At 72.7% G+C, this 15684-nt stretch carries 17 protein-coding genes; 10 read left to right on the plus strand and 7 right to left on the minus strand.

The window, feature by feature from the left end; all coding sequences use genetic code 11:
* Positions 1–153: 153 nt before the first annotated feature.
* Complete coding sequence (locus ACFY0I_RS02565) at positions 154–573, minus strand: Fur family transcriptional regulator (RefSeq protein WP_388889038.1); 420 nt, start codon at positions 571–573, stop codon at positions 154–156.
* Between the two features lie 129 nt (positions 574–702).
* On the opposite strand from ACFY0I_RS02565, the gene ACFY0I_RS02570 reads away from it, so the two are divergent.
* Complete coding sequence (locus ACFY0I_RS02570; protein WP_388889041.1) at positions 703–2172, plus strand: catalase; 1470 nt, start codon at positions 703–705, stop codon at positions 2170–2172.
* A gap of 109 nt (positions 2173–2281) precedes the next feature.
* Here ACFY0I_RS02570 and ACFY0I_RS02575 read toward each other — a convergent pair whose 3' ends face one another.
* Positions 2282–2674 carry a cyclic nucleotide-binding/CBS domain-containing protein gene (locus ACFY0I_RS02575; RefSeq protein ID WP_388889044.1) on the minus strand — a complete coding sequence of 131 codons (393 nt, stop codon included), beginning with the start codon at positions 2672–2674 and terminating at the stop codon, positions 2282–2284.
* A 188-nt stretch (positions 2675–2862) separates the two neighbouring features.
* Positions 2863–3666: a histidinol-phosphatase gene (gene hisN, locus ACFY0I_RS02580; protein WP_388889047.1), complete on the minus strand. Its 804-nt coding sequence runs from the start codon at positions 3664–3666 to the stop codon at positions 2863–2865.
* A 125-nt stretch (positions 3667–3791) separates the two neighbouring features.
* Between hisN and ACFY0I_RS02585 the strand changes: the two genes are divergently transcribed.
* Entirely contained in the window at positions 3792–4433 is a 642-nt protein-coding gene (locus ACFY0I_RS02585) for a TetR/AcrR family transcriptional regulator (RefSeq protein ID WP_388889050.1), read from the plus strand.
* Here ACFY0I_RS02585 and ACFY0I_RS02590 read toward each other — a convergent pair.
* The 4 genes from ACFY0I_RS02590 to ACFY0I_RS02605 all read right to left on the minus strand — a co-directional run bounded on the left by ACFY0I_RS02590 (position 4399) and on the right by ACFY0I_RS02605 (position 7971).
* Complete coding sequence (locus tag ACFY0I_RS02590) at positions 4399–4722, minus strand: multidrug efflux SMR transporter (protein WP_030011402.1); 324 nt, start codon at positions 4720–4722, stop codon at positions 4399–4401. The genes ACFY0I_RS02585 and ACFY0I_RS02590 overlap by 35 nt on opposite strands.
* A gap of 116 nt (positions 4723–4838) precedes the next feature.
* Positions 4839–5849, minus strand: a complete 1011-nt coding sequence (gene rsgA / locus ACFY0I_RS02595) for a ribosome small subunit-dependent GTPase A (RefSeq protein WP_388889053.1) — start codon at positions 5847–5849, stop codon at positions 4839–4841.
* Between the two features lie 8 nt (positions 5850–5857).
* Entirely contained in the window at positions 5858–7204 is a 1347-nt protein-coding gene (gene aroA, locus ACFY0I_RS02600; RefSeq protein WP_388889055.1) for a 3-phosphoshikimate 1-carboxyvinyltransferase, read from the minus strand.
* A 53-nt stretch (positions 7205–7257) separates the two neighbouring features.
* Positions 7258–7971 (minus strand): M50 family metallopeptidase, encoded by a 714-nt coding sequence (locus ACFY0I_RS02605; protein WP_388889058.1) that lies wholly within the window; start codon positions 7969–7971, stop codon positions 7258–7260.
* Positions 7972–8024: 53 nt separating this feature from the next.
* Here ACFY0I_RS02605 and ACFY0I_RS02610 point away from each other — a divergent pair, with 53 nt between their 5' ends.
* The 8 genes from ACFY0I_RS02610 to def all read left to right on the plus strand — a co-directional run bounded on the left by ACFY0I_RS02610 (position 8025) and on the right by def (position 15683).
* A complete protein-coding gene (locus ACFY0I_RS02610) occupies positions 8025–8840 on the plus strand; it encodes an SOS response-associated peptidase (RefSeq protein WP_388889060.1) in 816 nt (271 codons plus the stop codon).
* A gap of 94 nt (positions 8841–8934) precedes the next feature.
* Entirely contained in the window at positions 8935–9603 is a 669-nt protein-coding gene (locus ACFY0I_RS02615) for an alpha/beta family hydrolase (RefSeq protein ID WP_388889062.1), read from the plus strand.
* 319 nt (positions 9604–9922) lie between these two features.
* Positions 9923–10567, plus strand: coding sequence for a sigma-70 family RNA polymerase sigma factor (locus ACFY0I_RS02620; protein WP_266576354.1), 645 nt, complete (start codon positions 9923–9925; stop codon positions 10565–10567).
* Positions 10564–10866 (plus strand): mycothiol system anti-sigma-R factor, encoded by a 303-nt coding sequence (gene rsrA, locus ACFY0I_RS02625; RefSeq protein WP_388889065.1) that lies wholly within the window; start codon positions 10564–10566, stop codon positions 10864–10866. Before ACFY0I_RS02620 ends, rsrA begins: the two co-directional genes overlap by 4 nt.
* Before the next feature lie 218 nt (positions 10867–11084).
* Positions 11085–12566 carry an HD-GYP domain-containing protein gene (locus tag ACFY0I_RS02630; RefSeq protein WP_388889068.1) on the plus strand — a complete coding sequence of 494 codons (1482 nt, stop codon included), beginning with the start codon at positions 11085–11087 and terminating at the stop codon, positions 12564–12566.
* Complete coding sequence (locus tag ACFY0I_RS02635; protein WP_388889070.1) at positions 12563–13879, plus strand: HD-GYP domain-containing protein; 1317 nt, start codon at positions 12563–12565, stop codon at positions 13877–13879. Before ACFY0I_RS02630 ends, ACFY0I_RS02635 begins: the two co-directional genes overlap by 4 nt.
* A gap of 104 nt (positions 13880–13983) precedes the next feature.
* Complete coding sequence (locus ACFY0I_RS02640; RefSeq protein ID WP_388889073.1) at positions 13984–14979, plus strand: tetratricopeptide repeat protein; 996 nt, start codon at positions 13984–13986, stop codon at positions 14977–14979.
* Positions 14980–15047: 68 nt separating this feature from the next.
* Positions 15048–15683 carry a peptide deformylase gene (def, locus tag ACFY0I_RS02645; RefSeq protein WP_388889075.1) on the plus strand — a complete coding sequence of 212 codons (636 nt, stop codon included), beginning with the start codon at positions 15048–15050 and terminating at the stop codon, positions 15681–15683.
* Position 15684 lies beyond the last annotated feature (1 nt).

The raw sequence follows: 15684 nt of genomic DNA on the forward strand, positions 1-15684 counted from the left end.
GCTGTGGTGGGGGGGGTTGGGGGGGGGGGGCCCCGGGGGGGCGGGGGGGGGCCCCCCCGGGGGGGGGGGGGCCGGGGGGGGCGGGGGGGGGGGGGCCCCCCCCCCCCCCCCCCGCCGCTCTTCGTGCGGGTGCTTCGCGTGCGCGCCGCGCGGCTACGCGCCCGCGCAGTTCGGGCACACCCCGCGGTACGTCACCTCGACCGCCGAGACCACGAAGCCGAAGCGCTCGCCGTCCGGCAGGTCGGCCAGCGGGTCGCCCGCCGGGTGCACGTCGCGGATCGCGCCGCACTGGGCGCAGACCAGGTGTTGGTGGGGCCGGTGCGCGTTCGGGTCGTACCGCTTGGCGCGCCGGTCCGTCGAGACTTCCAGGACTTCGCCGAGGCTCACGAGCTCGCCCAAGGTGTTGTAGACCGTGGCTCGAGAGATCTCGGGCAGTTTGGTCACGGCGCGCGCGTGCACCTCGTCCGCCGTCAGGTGGACGTGGTCGCCGTCGAGCACTTCGGCGACGACACGCCGCTGGGCGGTCATGCGCCAGCCGCGTCCGCGAAGTCGTTCCAGCAAGCGGTCACTCATGGACGCCAGCCTAACAGCGAGGCGATTCGGTGTAGATCCCGAACCGGTGCGGAATTGGACCCTTACTTGACTTAGACAAAGTCCATCGTAGGATCGGTTACGGCAAACGCCAAGGACAGGACAGCAGTAATGACGCAGGAGGCGCACGTGACGCAGGGACCGCTCACCACGGAGGCCGGGGCTCCGGTCGCCGACAACCAGAACAGTGAGACCGCCGGCGTCGGCGGACCGGTTCTCGTCCAGGACCAGCTCCTGCTGGAGAAGCTCGCCCACTTCAACCGCGAGCGCATTCCGGAGCGCGTGGTGCACGCCCGTGGCGCCGGCGCCTACGGCACGTTCACCCTCACGCGTGACGTCTCCCAGTGGACCCGGGCGAAGTTCCTCTCCGAGGTCGGCAAGGAGACGGAGACCTTCCTGCGGTTCTCCACCGTCGCGGACAGCCTCGGCGGCGCCGACGCCCGTCGTGACCCCCGCGGCTGGGCGCTGAAGTTCTACACCGAAGAGGGCAACTACGACCTCGTCGGCAACAACACCCCGGTCTTCTTCATCCGGGACGCCATCAAGTTCCCCGACTTCATCCACACCCAGAAGCGCGACCCGTACACCGGCTCGCAGGAGCCGGACAACGTCTGGGACTTCTGGGGCCTGTCGCCCGAGTCCACGCACCAGGTGACCTGGCTGTTCGGTGACCGCGGCATCCCGGCGTCCTACCGCCACATGAACGGCTACGGCTCGCACACGTTCCAGTGGAACAACGAGGCCGGCGAGGTCTTCTGGGTCAAGTACCACTTCAAGACCGACCAGGGGATCAAGAACCTCACCCAGGCCGAGGCCAACGCCCTCGCCGGTGACGACCCGGACTCCCACCAGCGAGACCTGCGCCAGTCCATCGAGCGCGGCGACTTCCCGTCCTGGACCGTCCAGGTCCAGATCATGCCGGCGGCCGAGGCGGCCGAGTACCGCTTCAACCCGTTCGACCTCACCAAGGTGTGGCCGCACGAGGACTACCCGCCGATCGAGATCGGCAAGCTGGAGCTCAACCGCAACCCGGAGAACGTCTTCGCCGAGGTCGAGCAGTCGATCTTCAGCCCGGCGCACTTCGTCCCCGGCATCGGTCCCTCCCCGGACAAGATGCTCCAGGGCCGTCTCTTCGCGTACGGCGACGCCCACCGCTACCGCGTCGGCATCAACGCCGACCACCTGCCGGTGAACCGTCCGCACGCCACCGAGGCGCGCACCCACTCCCGTGACGGCTTCCTGTACGACGGCCGCCACAAGGGTGCGAAGAACTACGAGCCCAACAGCTTCGGCGGTCCCTTCCAGACGGACCGGCCGCTGTGGCAGTCCACCCCCGTCACCGGCGGCACGGGCAACCACGCCACCCCCTCGCACTCCGAGGACGACGACTTCGTCCAGGCGGGCAACCTCTACCGCCTGTACTCGGAGGACGAGAAGACCCGTCTGATCGAGAACCTCTCCGGCTTCATCGCCAAGGTCTCGCGCGACGACATCGCCGAGCGGGCCATCAACAACTTCCGCCAGGCGGACGGTGACTTCGGCAAGCGGCTGGAGGCCGCGGTCCAGGCCCTTCGCGGCTGATCGGTCCGCTTGTCGTAGCAGGCCGCCGGGCCGGAACCCCCAGTCGGGGGCTCCGGCCCGGCGGCCGTTTTCGGGTGCGCGTGCGGGGCCGTGCGCACGGGTGCGTGGATCAGGCGGGGACCGTGCGGCGCGCCGGCGCCCAACAGCGGACGACGTCGCGGACGGACACGATGCCGACCGGGCCGCCGTCCTCCAGCACGATCAGATGACGGAAGCCGCCGTGGACCATGGCCTCGGCGGCTTCCCGCAGGGTCGCGTCCGGGGTGCAGAAGACCACGTTGTTGGTGGTGTGGGCGCCCACGGACTCGTGGTCGGGATCGTGCCCCGCGCCGAGGGAGTTGAGGATGTCGCGCTCGGTCAGGATGCCTATGCCGCTGTGGTCGGTATCGAGGACGACGGCCGCGCCGACGCGCCGGCCGGACATCAGGCAGGCCGCCTGACGCAGGGTGTGCGCGGGTCCGAGGGTGAGGATCACGGTGCTCATGGCGTCACGGACGAGCATGGAGAGAGCCACCTCCTGGGGTGAGCCCCCCGCTCGGGTGGGGTGCGCGGGCGGGGCATTTCTTCGAGAAATGCTTCACAAGCGCACAAGCGGGGGGATCCTCAGATTCCCACGGGGGCGGAGGGTCAACAAGGGGGCGTGCTCGGCGCACTCGGCGGCGCGCGGCGCGGCCTTGCCGGCGCCGTGCGTCAGGCGCGCGGCCGGATCAGGTCCAGCATCTCCTCGTGCAGCAGGCCGTTGGAGGCGGCGGCGTTCCCGCCGTGCACCCCGTCCGCCCCGTCCAGGTCGGTGAAGCGGCCGCCCGCCTCCTGGACGACGACGGCGAGCGCGGCCATGTCCCACAGGCTCAGCTCGGGTTCGGCGCACAGGTCCAGCGAGCCCTCGGCGACCATCATGTACGGCCAGAAGTCGCCGTAGCCGCGGGTGCGCCAGCACGCGCGGGTCAGGTCCAGGAAGCCGGGAAGCCGACCCTGCTCCTCCCAGCCGCCCAGCGAGGAGTACGCGAAGGAGGCGTCGCCCAGGGTCGCCACCTTCGACACCCCGAGGGGCGTGGTGTCGCCGAGCGCGCCGCCCGTGAAGGCCCCCGAACCCTGGGCGGCCCACCAGCGGCGACCCAGCGCGGGTGCGGACACCACGCCGACGACCGGCCGGAACACCCCGTCGGCGTCCTCGGTCATCAGGGAGATCAGCGTGGCCCACACGGGGACCCCGCGCACGTAGTTCTTCGTACCGTCGATCGGGTCGACGACCCAGCGGCGCGGGCCCTCGCCCTTGAGGCCGTACTCCTCGCCCAGGATCGCGTCGGAGGGCCGCGCGGCCAGGATCCCGGCCCGGACGATCTCCTCGGTGGCGGTGTCCGCCTCGCTCACCGGGGTCATGTCGGGCTTCGTCTCGACCGCCAGGTCCAGGGCGCGGAACCGCCGCATCGTGGCGACGTCGGCGGCGTCGGCGAGCTCAAGGGCAAGGCGCAGGTCATCGTCATACTCGGGCATGCCCGAACAGTATCGACACTCCCGCGGACCGGCGAACGGGTCCCACGGTGCGGCCGGGAGGCGCCCTTGACAGAACCTGTCGCTCCGTCAACTCTGGCGGGGAGCCTATCGGGGGGAGCCGGGCGATGCCTGCGGCGCGCGAGTCCTTGCTGCGAGCGGCGGAAGCCGCCCTGTCCGCCCACCCCTGGCCCGCCGTGCGGATGACCGAGGTGGCGGCCGTCGCCGGGGTGTCCCGGCAGACCCTCTACAACGAGTTCGGCGGAAAGGGCGGCCTCGGTCGCGCCCTGGTGCGCCGCGCGGCCGACCGCTATCTCGACGGCGTGGACCGTGCCCTGAGTCCCGAGGCCCGGACCCCCGGGGGCCCGGCCGGCGCCGCCGAACGGCTCGCCGCCGTCGCCGAGTGGACCGTACGGGAAGCGCGGGCGCAGCCGCTCGTACGGGCCCTGCTGACCGGATGCTGGGACGGGGCGTTGCCCTCGCCGCCCACGATGGGATTGCGGCCGGGGCAGGCGGCGCCCGGTCCCGCGGAGCTGGTCCGCGCCGTCAGCGAGCGGGCCGCGGCCGCGCTCGCGCCGGAACCGGCCCAGCGCTGCGAGCTCGTCGTGCGGCTGGCACTCTCCTACGTCCTGGCGCCGGGCGCGGACGACGCCGGTCCCGGCCGGTTGCTGCGGCTCACGGGTGCGGCGCCCGCCGGGGCGGCGGTCGGAGGGGCACCGGTCGGTGGAGCCGCCCTCAGTGGGCCGAACCGGACAACTGGAGTCCGATGACCCCGAGGATGACCAGCGAGATCGAGACGAGCTTCAGGGTGGAGACCAGGTCGCCCAGGAAGACCATGCCGTAGATCGCGGTGCCGGCCGCACCGATGCCCGTCCACACCGCGTACGCCGGCCCCACGTCCAGCTTCTTGAGGGCGAGCGTCAACAGTCCGAAGCTGCCGAGCGCGAAGCACGCGAACGCGACGGTGGGCCACAGGCGGGTGAACCCGTGGGACAGCTTGAGGCAGACCGCGAAACCCGTCTCCAGGAGTCCGGCGACCACGACCAACAGCCACGCCATGGCTTGTGCCTCCCCGCGTCAGGTGACGTCGTGTCACTTGGTGCGATGAGCATTTATCCCGATGTGACCTCGGGTAAACCCGGGCCCACCCCGCCGGAGGACCCCGGGGCCGGGGGTCAGTCGCCCTCGCGCCGCTCCCGCGTCTGCAACAGACGGCGCAGCGAGTACAGCCGCGCCGGGTCGGCATGGCCCTTCTCCACCCAGGCGTCGAGCGCGCAGTCCTGCTCGTCGTGGCTGCACGCCCGCGGGCACTCCTCCGTCCCCGGCACCAGGTCCGGGAAGGCCAGGATCACCCGGGAGGGGTCCACGTGGTGCAGGCCGAAGGAGCGCACGCCCGGGGTGTCGATGACCCAGCCGTCGCCGGAGGGCAGCGGAAGGGCCAGCGCGGAGGTCGTGGTGTGCCGGCCGCGGCCGGTGACCGCGTTGACGTGGCCGGTGGCCCGCTGGCGGCCCTCGGCGACCAGCGAATTGACCAGCGTGGTCTTGCCGACGCCCGAGTGCCCGACGAAGGCGGTGATCCGGCCGTTCAGCCGCTCGCGCACCCGCTCGGCCGTGTCGCCCGTCGCCAGCTCCTCGCGATTGGTGACGACGTAGTTCAGGCCGAAGGTCGAGTAGATCTCCAGGATCTTGTCGGCGGAGGTCAGGTCGGACTTGGTGAGCACGAGCAGCGGCTCCAGCCCGGCGTCGTACGCGGCCACCAGACAGCGGTCGATCATCCTGGGCCGGGGCTCCGGATCGGCCAGGGCCGTGACGATGGCCAGCTGGTCGGCGTTGGCCACGACCACCCGCTCGTACGGGTCGTCGTCGTCCGCGGTGCGCCGCAGGACCGACTTGCGCTCCTCGATCCGCACGATCCGGGCCAGGGTGTCCTTGTTGCCGGTCAGGTCACCGACGATCCAGACGCGGTCACCCACCACCGCGGCCTTGCGGCCGAGCTCGCGCGACTTCATGGCGTGGACGGTGCGGTCCTCGACCAGACAGGTCAGCCTGCCGCGGTCGACGGTCAGGACGAAGCCCTCCGAGGCGTCCTCGTGCTTGGGCCGGATGTTCGTCCGCGGCCGGTTGCCCTTGGGGTTCGGGCGCTGGCGGATGTCGTCCTCGTCGGTGTGCTTGCCGTACCTGCGCATGACGGGCCCTACGCTCCCGCTCCCGGCGCTTCGCCGAGCATGTCCGCCCACATCGCCGGGAAGTCCGGCAGGGTCTTCGCGGTCGTCGCCACGTTCTCGATCTCCACGCCCTTCACCGCGAGGCCGATCACCGCGCCGGCGGTGGCCATGCGGTGGTCGTCGTAGGTGTGGAAGACACCGCCGTGCAGCGGGCGGGGCCGGATGTGGAGGCCGTCGGCGGTCTCGGTGACGTCGCCGCCGAGCCCGTTGATCTCCGCCGTCAGGGCCGCCAGGCGGTCCGTCTCGTGCAGCCGCAGGTGCTGGACGCCGCGCAGGATCGACTCAGAGTCGGCCAGCGCCGCGACCGCCGCGATGCCGGGGGTCAGCTCACCGACCTCGCCCAGGTCGACGTCGATGCCGTGGATCTTGCCGGTGCCGGTGAAGACCAGGCCCGCGTCGGTCAGCTCGCAGGAGCCGCCCATCTCGGTGAAGATCCGGCGCAGCGCGTCACCGGGCTGCGTGGTGCGGCGCGGCCAGTCGGGGATGGTGACCGTGCCGCCCGTGATCAGCGCCGCGGCCATGAAGGGCTGGGCGTTGGACAGGTCCGGCTCGACGACCATGTCGCGACCGAGCAGCGCGCCCGGCGCGACCCGCCACACGTTCTTCTCGCCCCCGGCCTCGGGGGTGTCGACCTGGGCCCCGGCCGCGCGGAGCATCTCCACCGTCATCCGGATGTGCGGCATGGAGGGCAGGGTCGCGCCGGTGTGCCGGACCTCGACGCCCTGGTTGAAGCGCGGGGCGGAGAGCAGCAGCGCGGAGACGAACTGGGAGGAGTTGGAGGCGTCGATCTCGACCGTGCCGCCCTCCAGGGCGCCGCCGCCCTGGACGGTCAGGGGCAGTGCGCCACGGCCGTCGTCGTCGATCCGGGCGCCGAGGGTGCGCAGGGCGTTGATGACCTCGCCGAGGGGGCGCTCGTAGGACCGCGGGTCGCCGTCGAAGCGGATGTCGCCGGTGGCCAGGGTGGCGACGGGCGGCAGGAAGCGCATGACCGTGCCCGCGTTGCCGACGTCGACGGTGGCCGGGCCGTGCAGGCCGGCGGGGATGATCCGCCAGGCCTCGCCGCTGTCCCCGTCGGCGGAGCTGGAGGCGACGGTCTCCTCGATGCCGACGCCGAGCGCGCGCAGCGCGTCCGACATCAGCCGGGAGTCGCGCGAGCGCAGCGGACGGCGGACCCAGCCGGGTTCGGCGGCGAGGGAGGCGAGCACGAGGGCCCGGTTGGTGACCGATTTGGAACCCGGCACGGTGACGGTGGCGTGGACGGCCCCGTCCGCGAGGGGGGCGGGCCAGAGGGCGTGGAGCGCGGGGGTCTCGGTCATGGCCTCCACTTTAGTGGCTTCCCCGGACCCCGGATCTTGATCGCGACGCCGTCTCAGAGGCCGAGAAGGCGGGTTCCGCCCCCGATGAGCGAGGACAGCGCGACGATGTGGAAGAACAACAGCCACACGACCGGGTGGACGTGGGTGAGCCGCCCCAGCTGGTCGGCGTCGGAGTCGGGCGCCCCACCGTGCCGGCGCTTGGCCTGGAGCTCGAAGACCGGCCGGACGCCGCCCAGCAGCAGGAACCACACCACCGCGTACGCGAACACCGCCTGCACCTCGGACGGCGCGAACCAGGACACCAGGACGAAGACGGCGCCGGTCAGCACCACCGTCAGCACCCCGTACGCGTTGCGGATCATGATCAGCATCACGACCAGCAGCGCGGTGGCCAGCCACAGCAGCAGCGTGATCCGGTGCGCCGAGAGCAGTACGGCCCCGCCGAGGCCCAGGAGGGACGGCGCCGTGTACCCGGCGGCGGCCGTGAGGATCATGCCGAGCCCGTAGGGCTTGCCGCGGCTGACGGTGACCCCGCTGGTGTCGGAGTGCAGGGTGATCCCGTCGAGCCGGCGCCCGGAGAGCAGGGCGATCAGGCCGTGGCCGCCCTCGTGCGCGATGGTGATCGCGTTGCGGGCGACCCGCCACACCGGCCGGACGGCCACCACGGCCAGCGCGACCAGGCCCGCCGCGACCACCAGCCGCCAATCCGGTTCCGTCTGTATCCCGGTGAGCCGGTCCCAGATGCCGGCCGTCGTGGTGCTGTCCATGAAGTGGCGGACTCCTTGCGGTGGTGTACGGGTGCCATGGCAGTGTGTCAGCCATGTGCGGAAGGTTTGCGGCGAGTCGTACGCCCGAAGAGCTGGCGGGGATATTCGGCGTCGAGCGGTGGGAGCCGCGCGAGACGTTGGCCCCCGACTGGAACGTGGCTCCGACCAAGGAGGTCCAGGTCGTCCTCGACCGTCCCCTCAAGGACGCGGCGGATCCTCGTCCGGTTCGCCAGCTGCGGACACTGAAGTGGGGGCTCGTGCCGTCCTGGGCGAAGAGCCCCGAGGGCGCCGCCCGGATGATCAACGCACGGTCGGAGACCCTGCACGAGAAGCCGTCCTTCCGGCGCCCCTTCGCGCAGCGCCGCTGCATCGTCCCCGCCGACGGCTACTACGAGTGGGTCACCGCCCACGACGAACGGCAGCTGGAGGTGGAGGGGAAGAAGAAGAGGGCCCGCAAGCAGCCGTACTTCGTGCTCCCCACCGACGGCTCGGTCTTCGCGATGGCCGGCCTGTACGAGTTCTGGCGCGATCGGACCCTGCCCGACGAGCACCCCCTCGCCTGGTGGGTGACCTGCTCGGTGATCACCGCCGAGGCCGAGACCGGCCCGCTGGGCGCGGCCCCCGACGAGGGGCCGAAGTCCCTGTCCGACATCCACCCCCGGATGCCGCTGATGCTCACCCCGGACCGCTGGGACGCCTGGCTGGACCCGGGCCGCACCGACGAGGGCGATCTGCGGGACCTGCTGACCCCGCCGCCGGGCGGGCTGATGCGCGCCTACCCGGTGTCCACCGCCGTCAGCAACGTCCGCAACAACGGGCCGGAACTGCTGGGCGAGCTCGCCGCGCCGGAGGAGGGCACGCTCTTCTGACCCGGCGCGGCCGGGCGCGACCCGGGCGCGATGGCCCGGCGCGGCCCGACGCGGCTTGACCGGCGGGACCCGGCGACCCGGCATGATCGGCCCCATGACACCGCAGCGCGCCGTGACCACCGAGAGCGTCGACACCCCGGCGGGCGAGGCCCGCATCACCTGGCACCCCGCCCGCGGGGCGCGGCTCGTCCTCGCCGTGAGCCACGGGGCCGGGGGAGGGATCGAGGCCCGAGACCTCCAGGCCCTGGCCGCCGCCCTGCCGCCGCTGGGGGTGACCGTCGCCCTGGTGGAGCAACCCTGGCGGGTCGCCGGGAAGAAGGTCGCGGCCGCGCCCAAGGTGCTGGACGAGGGCTGGCGGGGCCTGTGGCCCGCCCTGGCCCGACCCGGGCTGCCGGTGGTGGCGGGCGGGCGCAGCGCCGGGGCCCGGGTGGCCTGCCGGACCGCCGCCGAGCTGGGCGCGGCCGGGGTGCTCGCGCTGGCCTTCCCGTTGCACCCGCCGGGTCGGCCCGAGAAGTCCCGGGCCGCGGAGCTGCTGGGCGCCGACCGGCCCGTGCTGGTGGTGCAGGGCGGGCGGGACCCGTTCGGGAGGCCGGAGGAGTTCCCGGAGCCGGTCGGGCAGGACCCGTACGAACTGGTCGAGGTGCCGTACGGCGACCACGGGTTCGCGGTGCCGAAGAAGACCGGCCCGACGCAGGAGGAGGCCCTCGCGGTGATCACCGCGGCGGTGGCCCCGTGGCTCGCCCGGCTCAGCGGGCGGCCATGACCTGACAGATGTCCGGGTGATCCCGCTCACCCGGACACCGGCGCGCCCCGACGGGGTCGGAAAAGGCGTACGGGGCCCGGGAATGCGGGGCCCCGGGGGCCTGTTGTGGGGAGTGTCGGTACACACGGGAAACACGTCGGAGGAGAGGGACCGCATGGCCCAGGTCATCAGCCAGAACCGTCCGCAGGCCGCTGACCTGGACTGGACCGTTCTGCCCGGCCCCAAGCGCGCTTCGCTTCGGGCGGCGGAAGGCCGGGATGGTCGACTATTCTCCGATTCGAGCGGATCCGCTTTCGGAGCCGCCACGCTGTCGGAGGAGGTGGGTCCTGTCGCTGGGACCGACGAAGGCCAGGCGCAGGAGACTACTCCGGAGCGCAATGCGCGCTTCGAGCGGGATGCCCTCGGCTACCTCGACCAGATGTACTCCGCCGCGCTGCGCATGACGCGCAACCCGGCCGACGCCGAGGACCTGGTCCAAGAGACGTACGCCAAGGCGTACGCGTCCTTCCACCAGTTCCGTGAGGGCACCAACCTCAAGGCGTGGCTGTACCGGATTCTGACCAACACCTTCATCAACTCCTACCGCAAGAAGCAGCGCGAGCCGCAGCGCAGTGCGGCGGAGGAGATCGAGGACTGGCAGTTGGCGCGCGCCGAGTCGCACATGTCGACCGGATTGCGTTCGGCGGAATCGCAGGCGCTCGATCATCTGCCCGATTCCGATGTGAAGGAAGCGCTCCAGGCCATTCCGGAGGAGTTCCGCATCGCGGTCTATCTTGCCGACGTAGAAGGCTTTGCGTACAAGGAGATCGCGGACATCATGGGTACACCCATCGGTACGGTCATGTCGCGACTGCACCGTGGCCGCCGTCAACTCCGCGGAATGCTGGAGGACTATGCCCGTGAGCGCGGGCTGGTTCCCGCCGGCGCGGGAGAGTCGAACGACCTGAAAGGCTCGGGCTCATGAGCTGCGGAGAGCCGCACGAAACGGAGTGCGCGGAGGTCCTGGACCATCTCTATGAGTTCCTGGACCACGAGATGCCGGACAGTGACTGCACGAAGTTCGAGACGCACTTCGGCGAGTGCAATCCCTGCTTGGAGAAATACGGCCTGGAACAGGCCGTCAAGAAGCTGGTGAAGCGCTGCTGCGGTTCGGACGACGTGCCGTCCGATCTGCGTTCCAAGGTGATGGGCAGGATCGAACTGATCCGCTCGGGCCAAGGCGTGCCCGATCACGATGTGACCGCGGGTCCGGCCCCCGGCTGAGGAACCCCGGGCCGAAGAGCCGGCGGCTGAATGGTCGCCGCTTCAACAACCGCCCCCGGAAGAGCACTTCGTTCACCCGAAGGTGCTAATCCGGGGGCGTCCGTACGGCGCAAAGCGCTAATGGGCCCCGCTCCGTTCGGAGGTCGCCCTATTCTCCCCTCCCGGTACTGGTTCGTTTCCGGTATCCGGCCTGTGCGTCACGGGGGGAGGAGAGCGCCATGCGGGTACTGCCGCCGGCCGCGCGGGTCTGCGTCCTGACCGCGGTGTTCGCCGCCCTCGCGTGCGCGGCCCCCGCCCTGACGGACACCGCCACGCCGTGGGACGTGGTCGCCTTGGCGGCCGCGCTCTACCTCGGCTGCGAACTCGTCCGGATCCGCCCCTTTCCGGGCCGCCGGGTCCCCGAGGGCATCGGCTCCTTCTTCCCCGTCGTGCTGGCCGCCGTCTTCCTGCTGCCGCCCGCCGCCGCCGCGCTCGTGGCCGTGCCCGGGGGACTCGCGCAACTCGTGGTCGAGCGGCCCGCCGGGGTGCGACGGGTGTGGCACGCCGCCCAGCAGGCGATGGCCGCCTGGGCCGCCGGTCAGCTCTTCGGGCTCCTCGGCGGTCGCCGGGCCCTGGGCGCCGCGGCCGCATCGGGGGGCGGGGGCTCCGGACCTTCGAACGGCGCCGGGCGCACGGCCGACCCGGCCGGGTGGCCGGCGGACTTCCCGTACGCGATGCTCCCCGCGACGGCCGCCGCCGTCGCCTTCTGCCTCGTCCTGACCGCCCTCGACGGGATCGTCCTCGCCGCCGCCGAACGCCGCCCCGCCGCCACCGCCTGGCGCGGACTGCTGACCCGCTCCCTCCTTCCGCACTGCGTCCACGGCCTCGCCGGACTGATGATGGCCGTCATGTGGCGCAGCCCGTACGGGCTGCCGGCCGCGCTGCTCGTCCTGCTGCCGATGTACATCTCCTGCTGGGTCTTCGCCCGGTACCACCGCGAGCACGCCGCCCACCAGGCCACGATCCGGGCCCTCGTCCAGGCCGTCGACATCAAGGACCGCTACACCCGCGGGCACAGCGAGCGGGTCGGGCAGGCCTCCGCGATGATCGCCCGGGAACTGGGCATGGCCGGGGACCGGCTGGAGACCGTCCGCATCGCCGGAATCCTGCACGACGTCGGCAAGCTCGGGGTACCCACCCGACTGCTGCGCAAGGACGGGCCGCTGACGCCCGAGGAGCGCCGCGTCATCGAGCTGCACCCCGAGTACGGGCACGAGATGGTGCGCGGCATCGGGTTCCTGGGGGAGGCCCGGTCCGCGATCCTGCACCACCACGAGCGCGTCGACGGCTCGGGATACCCGTACGGGCTGAACGGGGAGCAGATCCCGGTGCTGGCCCGGGTGGTGGCGGTGGCCGACTCCTTCGACGCGATGACCTCGACCCGCTCCTACAGCCGGGCGCGCCCGGTGCCGGTCGCCCTGGCCGAGTTGGAGCGGTGCGCGGGCTCCCAGTTCGACCCGGCGATGGTCAAGGCCCTGGTGGGCGCGATCGGCCGGCACGGCTGGCATCCGGTGGTCACCTCCGACGAGGACCTCCAGGTCATCGGCCCCGCCGCCCCCGCCGCCCTCGGGCTGCCGCCCCAGGGCCGCGAAGGCGGCCCGCCGCGGTCGGACGCCGGGACCGGGACCGGTGACGGCGCCGGCGGCCGGGGCGTCCGGTGAGGGCCGCCGGCGTACGGGCGATCCGCGTGGCCGCCGCCCTGGTGGCCCTGGCCGGACTCGCCCACACCCTGTGGAGCGGAGTCGCCGAACCCGGTGTCGCCCTCGCCTTCGGCACCCTCATCACGGTCGGTGAGCTGGCCCGCCGCCACCCCCGCCCCGTACCCCGCCCCGATCCGCGCGGCGGCGGGGGCGGGGAGCCGGCCGGGCCGCCGGCCGCCGAGGACCGGCACCCGGCGCCGCTGGGCTCCGCCGGCGCGCTCGCCTACGCCCTGCTCGGCCAGAACGGCGGCCACTCCACCCACCACGGGGTCCTCCAGACCGTCACCGTCGTCGTCGCGGCGGCCCTCGTCGGGATCGTCCCGCACGTCGCCCGGGGTCGCGGGCCCGCCCTCGACCACGTGGCCCGGCGGGTGCTCACCGTCGCCTTCGCCGCCGCCTGTTTCCAGCCGCTCTACAACTCCGGGCGACTGGAGGAGTGGGTCGGGCAGGGCCCGTACCTCGTCGGGTTCCTGCTGTTCCTGCTCGGCCTCACCGCCCTGTGCGACGCCGTGCTCGCCGCGGCCCCGGCGGCCGCCCGCACCGGCTGGCCGTACGGACCGCTGCTGCGCGACGAACTGCGCGCGCAGCTCGGCATCGGCTCGGCGATCTGCGCGACCGGGGTGGTGATGACCCTCGGCGTGGCCGTGGTGGGCCTGTGGGCGCTGCCCGTCTTCAGCGTGCCGCTGCTGCTGACGCAGATGTCCTTCCACCGGATCACGGCCGTCCGCACCACCTACCGGCAGACGATCACCTCGCTGGCCCGGGCCACCGAGATCGCCGGCTGCACCCCGCCCGGCCACGCGCGCCGGGTCGCCGCCCTGAGCCGCTCGGTCGGCCGGGAGCTCGGGCTCTCGGAGCGGGAGCTCACGGTGCTGGAGTACGCCGCCCTGATGCACGACATCGGGCAGCTGTCCCTCGTCGACCCCGTGCCCTGCGGGGCCACCGCCGAGCTGCCCGCGGCCGAGGCCCGCCGGATCGCCGAGCTCGGCGGCGAGGTGGCCCGTCGCACGGGGGTCCCCGCCGAGGTGGCGGTGATCGTGGAACGGCAGGCGGACCCGTACCGGGACCAGCCCGTCGCCGCCCGCATCGTGCGCGCGGTGAACGCGTACGACGACCTCGCCGGCGGGGCCCGTCACCCGGGCGGCTCCCTCGCGGCCCTGGAGCGGCTGCGGCTGGGCACCGGGCACGACTACGAGCCTGAGGTCGTGGAGTCCTTGGCCCGGGTTCTGGCCAGGGGCGGGCGGAGCCGAGTCGTTCCCGTTCCACCGGGGTAACCCATGGGTAATGAGCGGGCGTCCGAGCGGGCATGGTTGGATGCAGTAGGAGTGTCCGTGAGGGTGTCCGCAAGGCTGCACCGTTGGACCGGCAGGCGGGAATCGTGAGGATCTTCGGGAAGGTACGGCATCGGCCCTCCGCCTCTTGGCGGCAGGCCACCGACCGCGCGTTCACGCTGATCGGTGACGGGCGGTACGAGGACGCGGGCGCGCTCCTGACCAGAGCGGCGGACCTGGAGCCCTGGCTGTCGGAGTCCTGGTTCAACCTGGCCCTGCTGCACAAGTTCCGCCACGACTGGGAGCAGGCACGGGCCGCGGGGCTGCGCGCGGTGGCGCTCCTGGACCGGGAGGCGGGCGCGCCGGACTGGTGGAACGTCGGCATCGCCGCGACCGCGCTCCAGGACTGGCCGCTGGCCCGGCGGGCCTGGCAGGCGTACGGGCTGAAGGTGCCCGGGGACCCGCACAGCAGCGCGGGGGCGGGCGAGCCGGTCGGCATGGAGCTGGGCAGTGCCGCGGTGCGGCTGTCGCCCGAGGGCGAGGCCGAGGTGGTGTGGGGCCGGAGGCTCGATCCGGCCCGCATGGAGGTCCTCTCGATCCCGCTGCCCTCCTCGGGGCGGCGCTGGGGCGAGGTCGTCCTGCACGACGGGGTCCCGCACGGCGAGCGGGTCACCGCGGCCGGGCCCTCGTACCCCGTATTCGACGAGATCGAGCTGTGGGCGCCCTCGCCGGTGCCGACCTGGGTGGTGCTGCTCGAAGCGGCCTCCGAGGCCGACCGCAACGCGCTGGAGCAGCTGGCCTCGGACGCGGGCTTCGCCGCCGAGGACTGGTCCTCGTCGGTGCGGCTGCTGTGCCGGACGTGTTCGGAGAGCGCGATGCCGAGCGGCGAGGCCGCCGGCGACCACCTGGACCCGCACGACCACAGCGAGCCCGGTCACCCCGGCCCGCTGGGCCACCGTACGGCGGGCTCCGGCCCGCTGTGGGTGCCCGAGCGCGAATGCGGCATCGCCGCGCCGGCCGGCCTGGTGCGCGGGCTCCTCGACGGCTGGGTGGCCGACAGCCCGGACAGCCGGGAGTGGCGGGATCTCGAAGAAGTCTGCTGAGTACGGGCCGTAGGCTGTACCGGTCACATCGGTGGCTCGGGCGAATCTACGGAAGGCGTACGGCGGACATGGCGCAGCAGGAGAACCAGGTGGTCCCGGTCGACGACGAGGGCTGGGTCGTGGACACCGAGGACTGTGAGGCGCGCGAGCTCGCCCACCGCGAGCGGGGTACGTCGCGCCCGATCACGGTGGTCGGCAATCCGGTGCTGCACCGGGAGTGCAAGGACGTCACCGAGTTCGGCGAGGAGCTCGCGCAGCTCATCGACGACATGTTCGCCAGCCAGAAGACCGCCGAGGGCGTCGGCCTGGCCGCGAACCAGATCGGCGTGGACGCGAAGGTCTTCATCTACGACTGCCCCGACGACGACGGCAAGCGCCACACCGGTGTCGTCGTCAACCCGAAGCTCGTCGAGCTGCCGGCCGCGGGCCGCGTGCTGGACGACTCGAACGAGGGCTGCCTCTCCGTCCCGACCGCCTACGCCGCGCTGGCCCGCCCGGACTACGCCGAGGTGACCGGCCAGGACGCGCGGGGCAACCCGATCAAGGTCCGCGGCACCGGTTACTTCGCGCGCTGCCTCCAGCACGAGACCGACCACCTGTACGGGTACCTGTACATCGACCGGCTCTCCAAGCGGGACCGCAAGGACGCCCTGCGCCAGATGGAGGAGAACACCCCGCGCTACGAGGTCGTCCCGAACGACTGAC

This window comes from Streptomyces sp. NPDC001568, assembly GCF_042893755.1.
GTDB lineage: Bacteria > Actinomycetota > Actinomycetes > Streptomycetales > Streptomycetaceae > Streptomyces.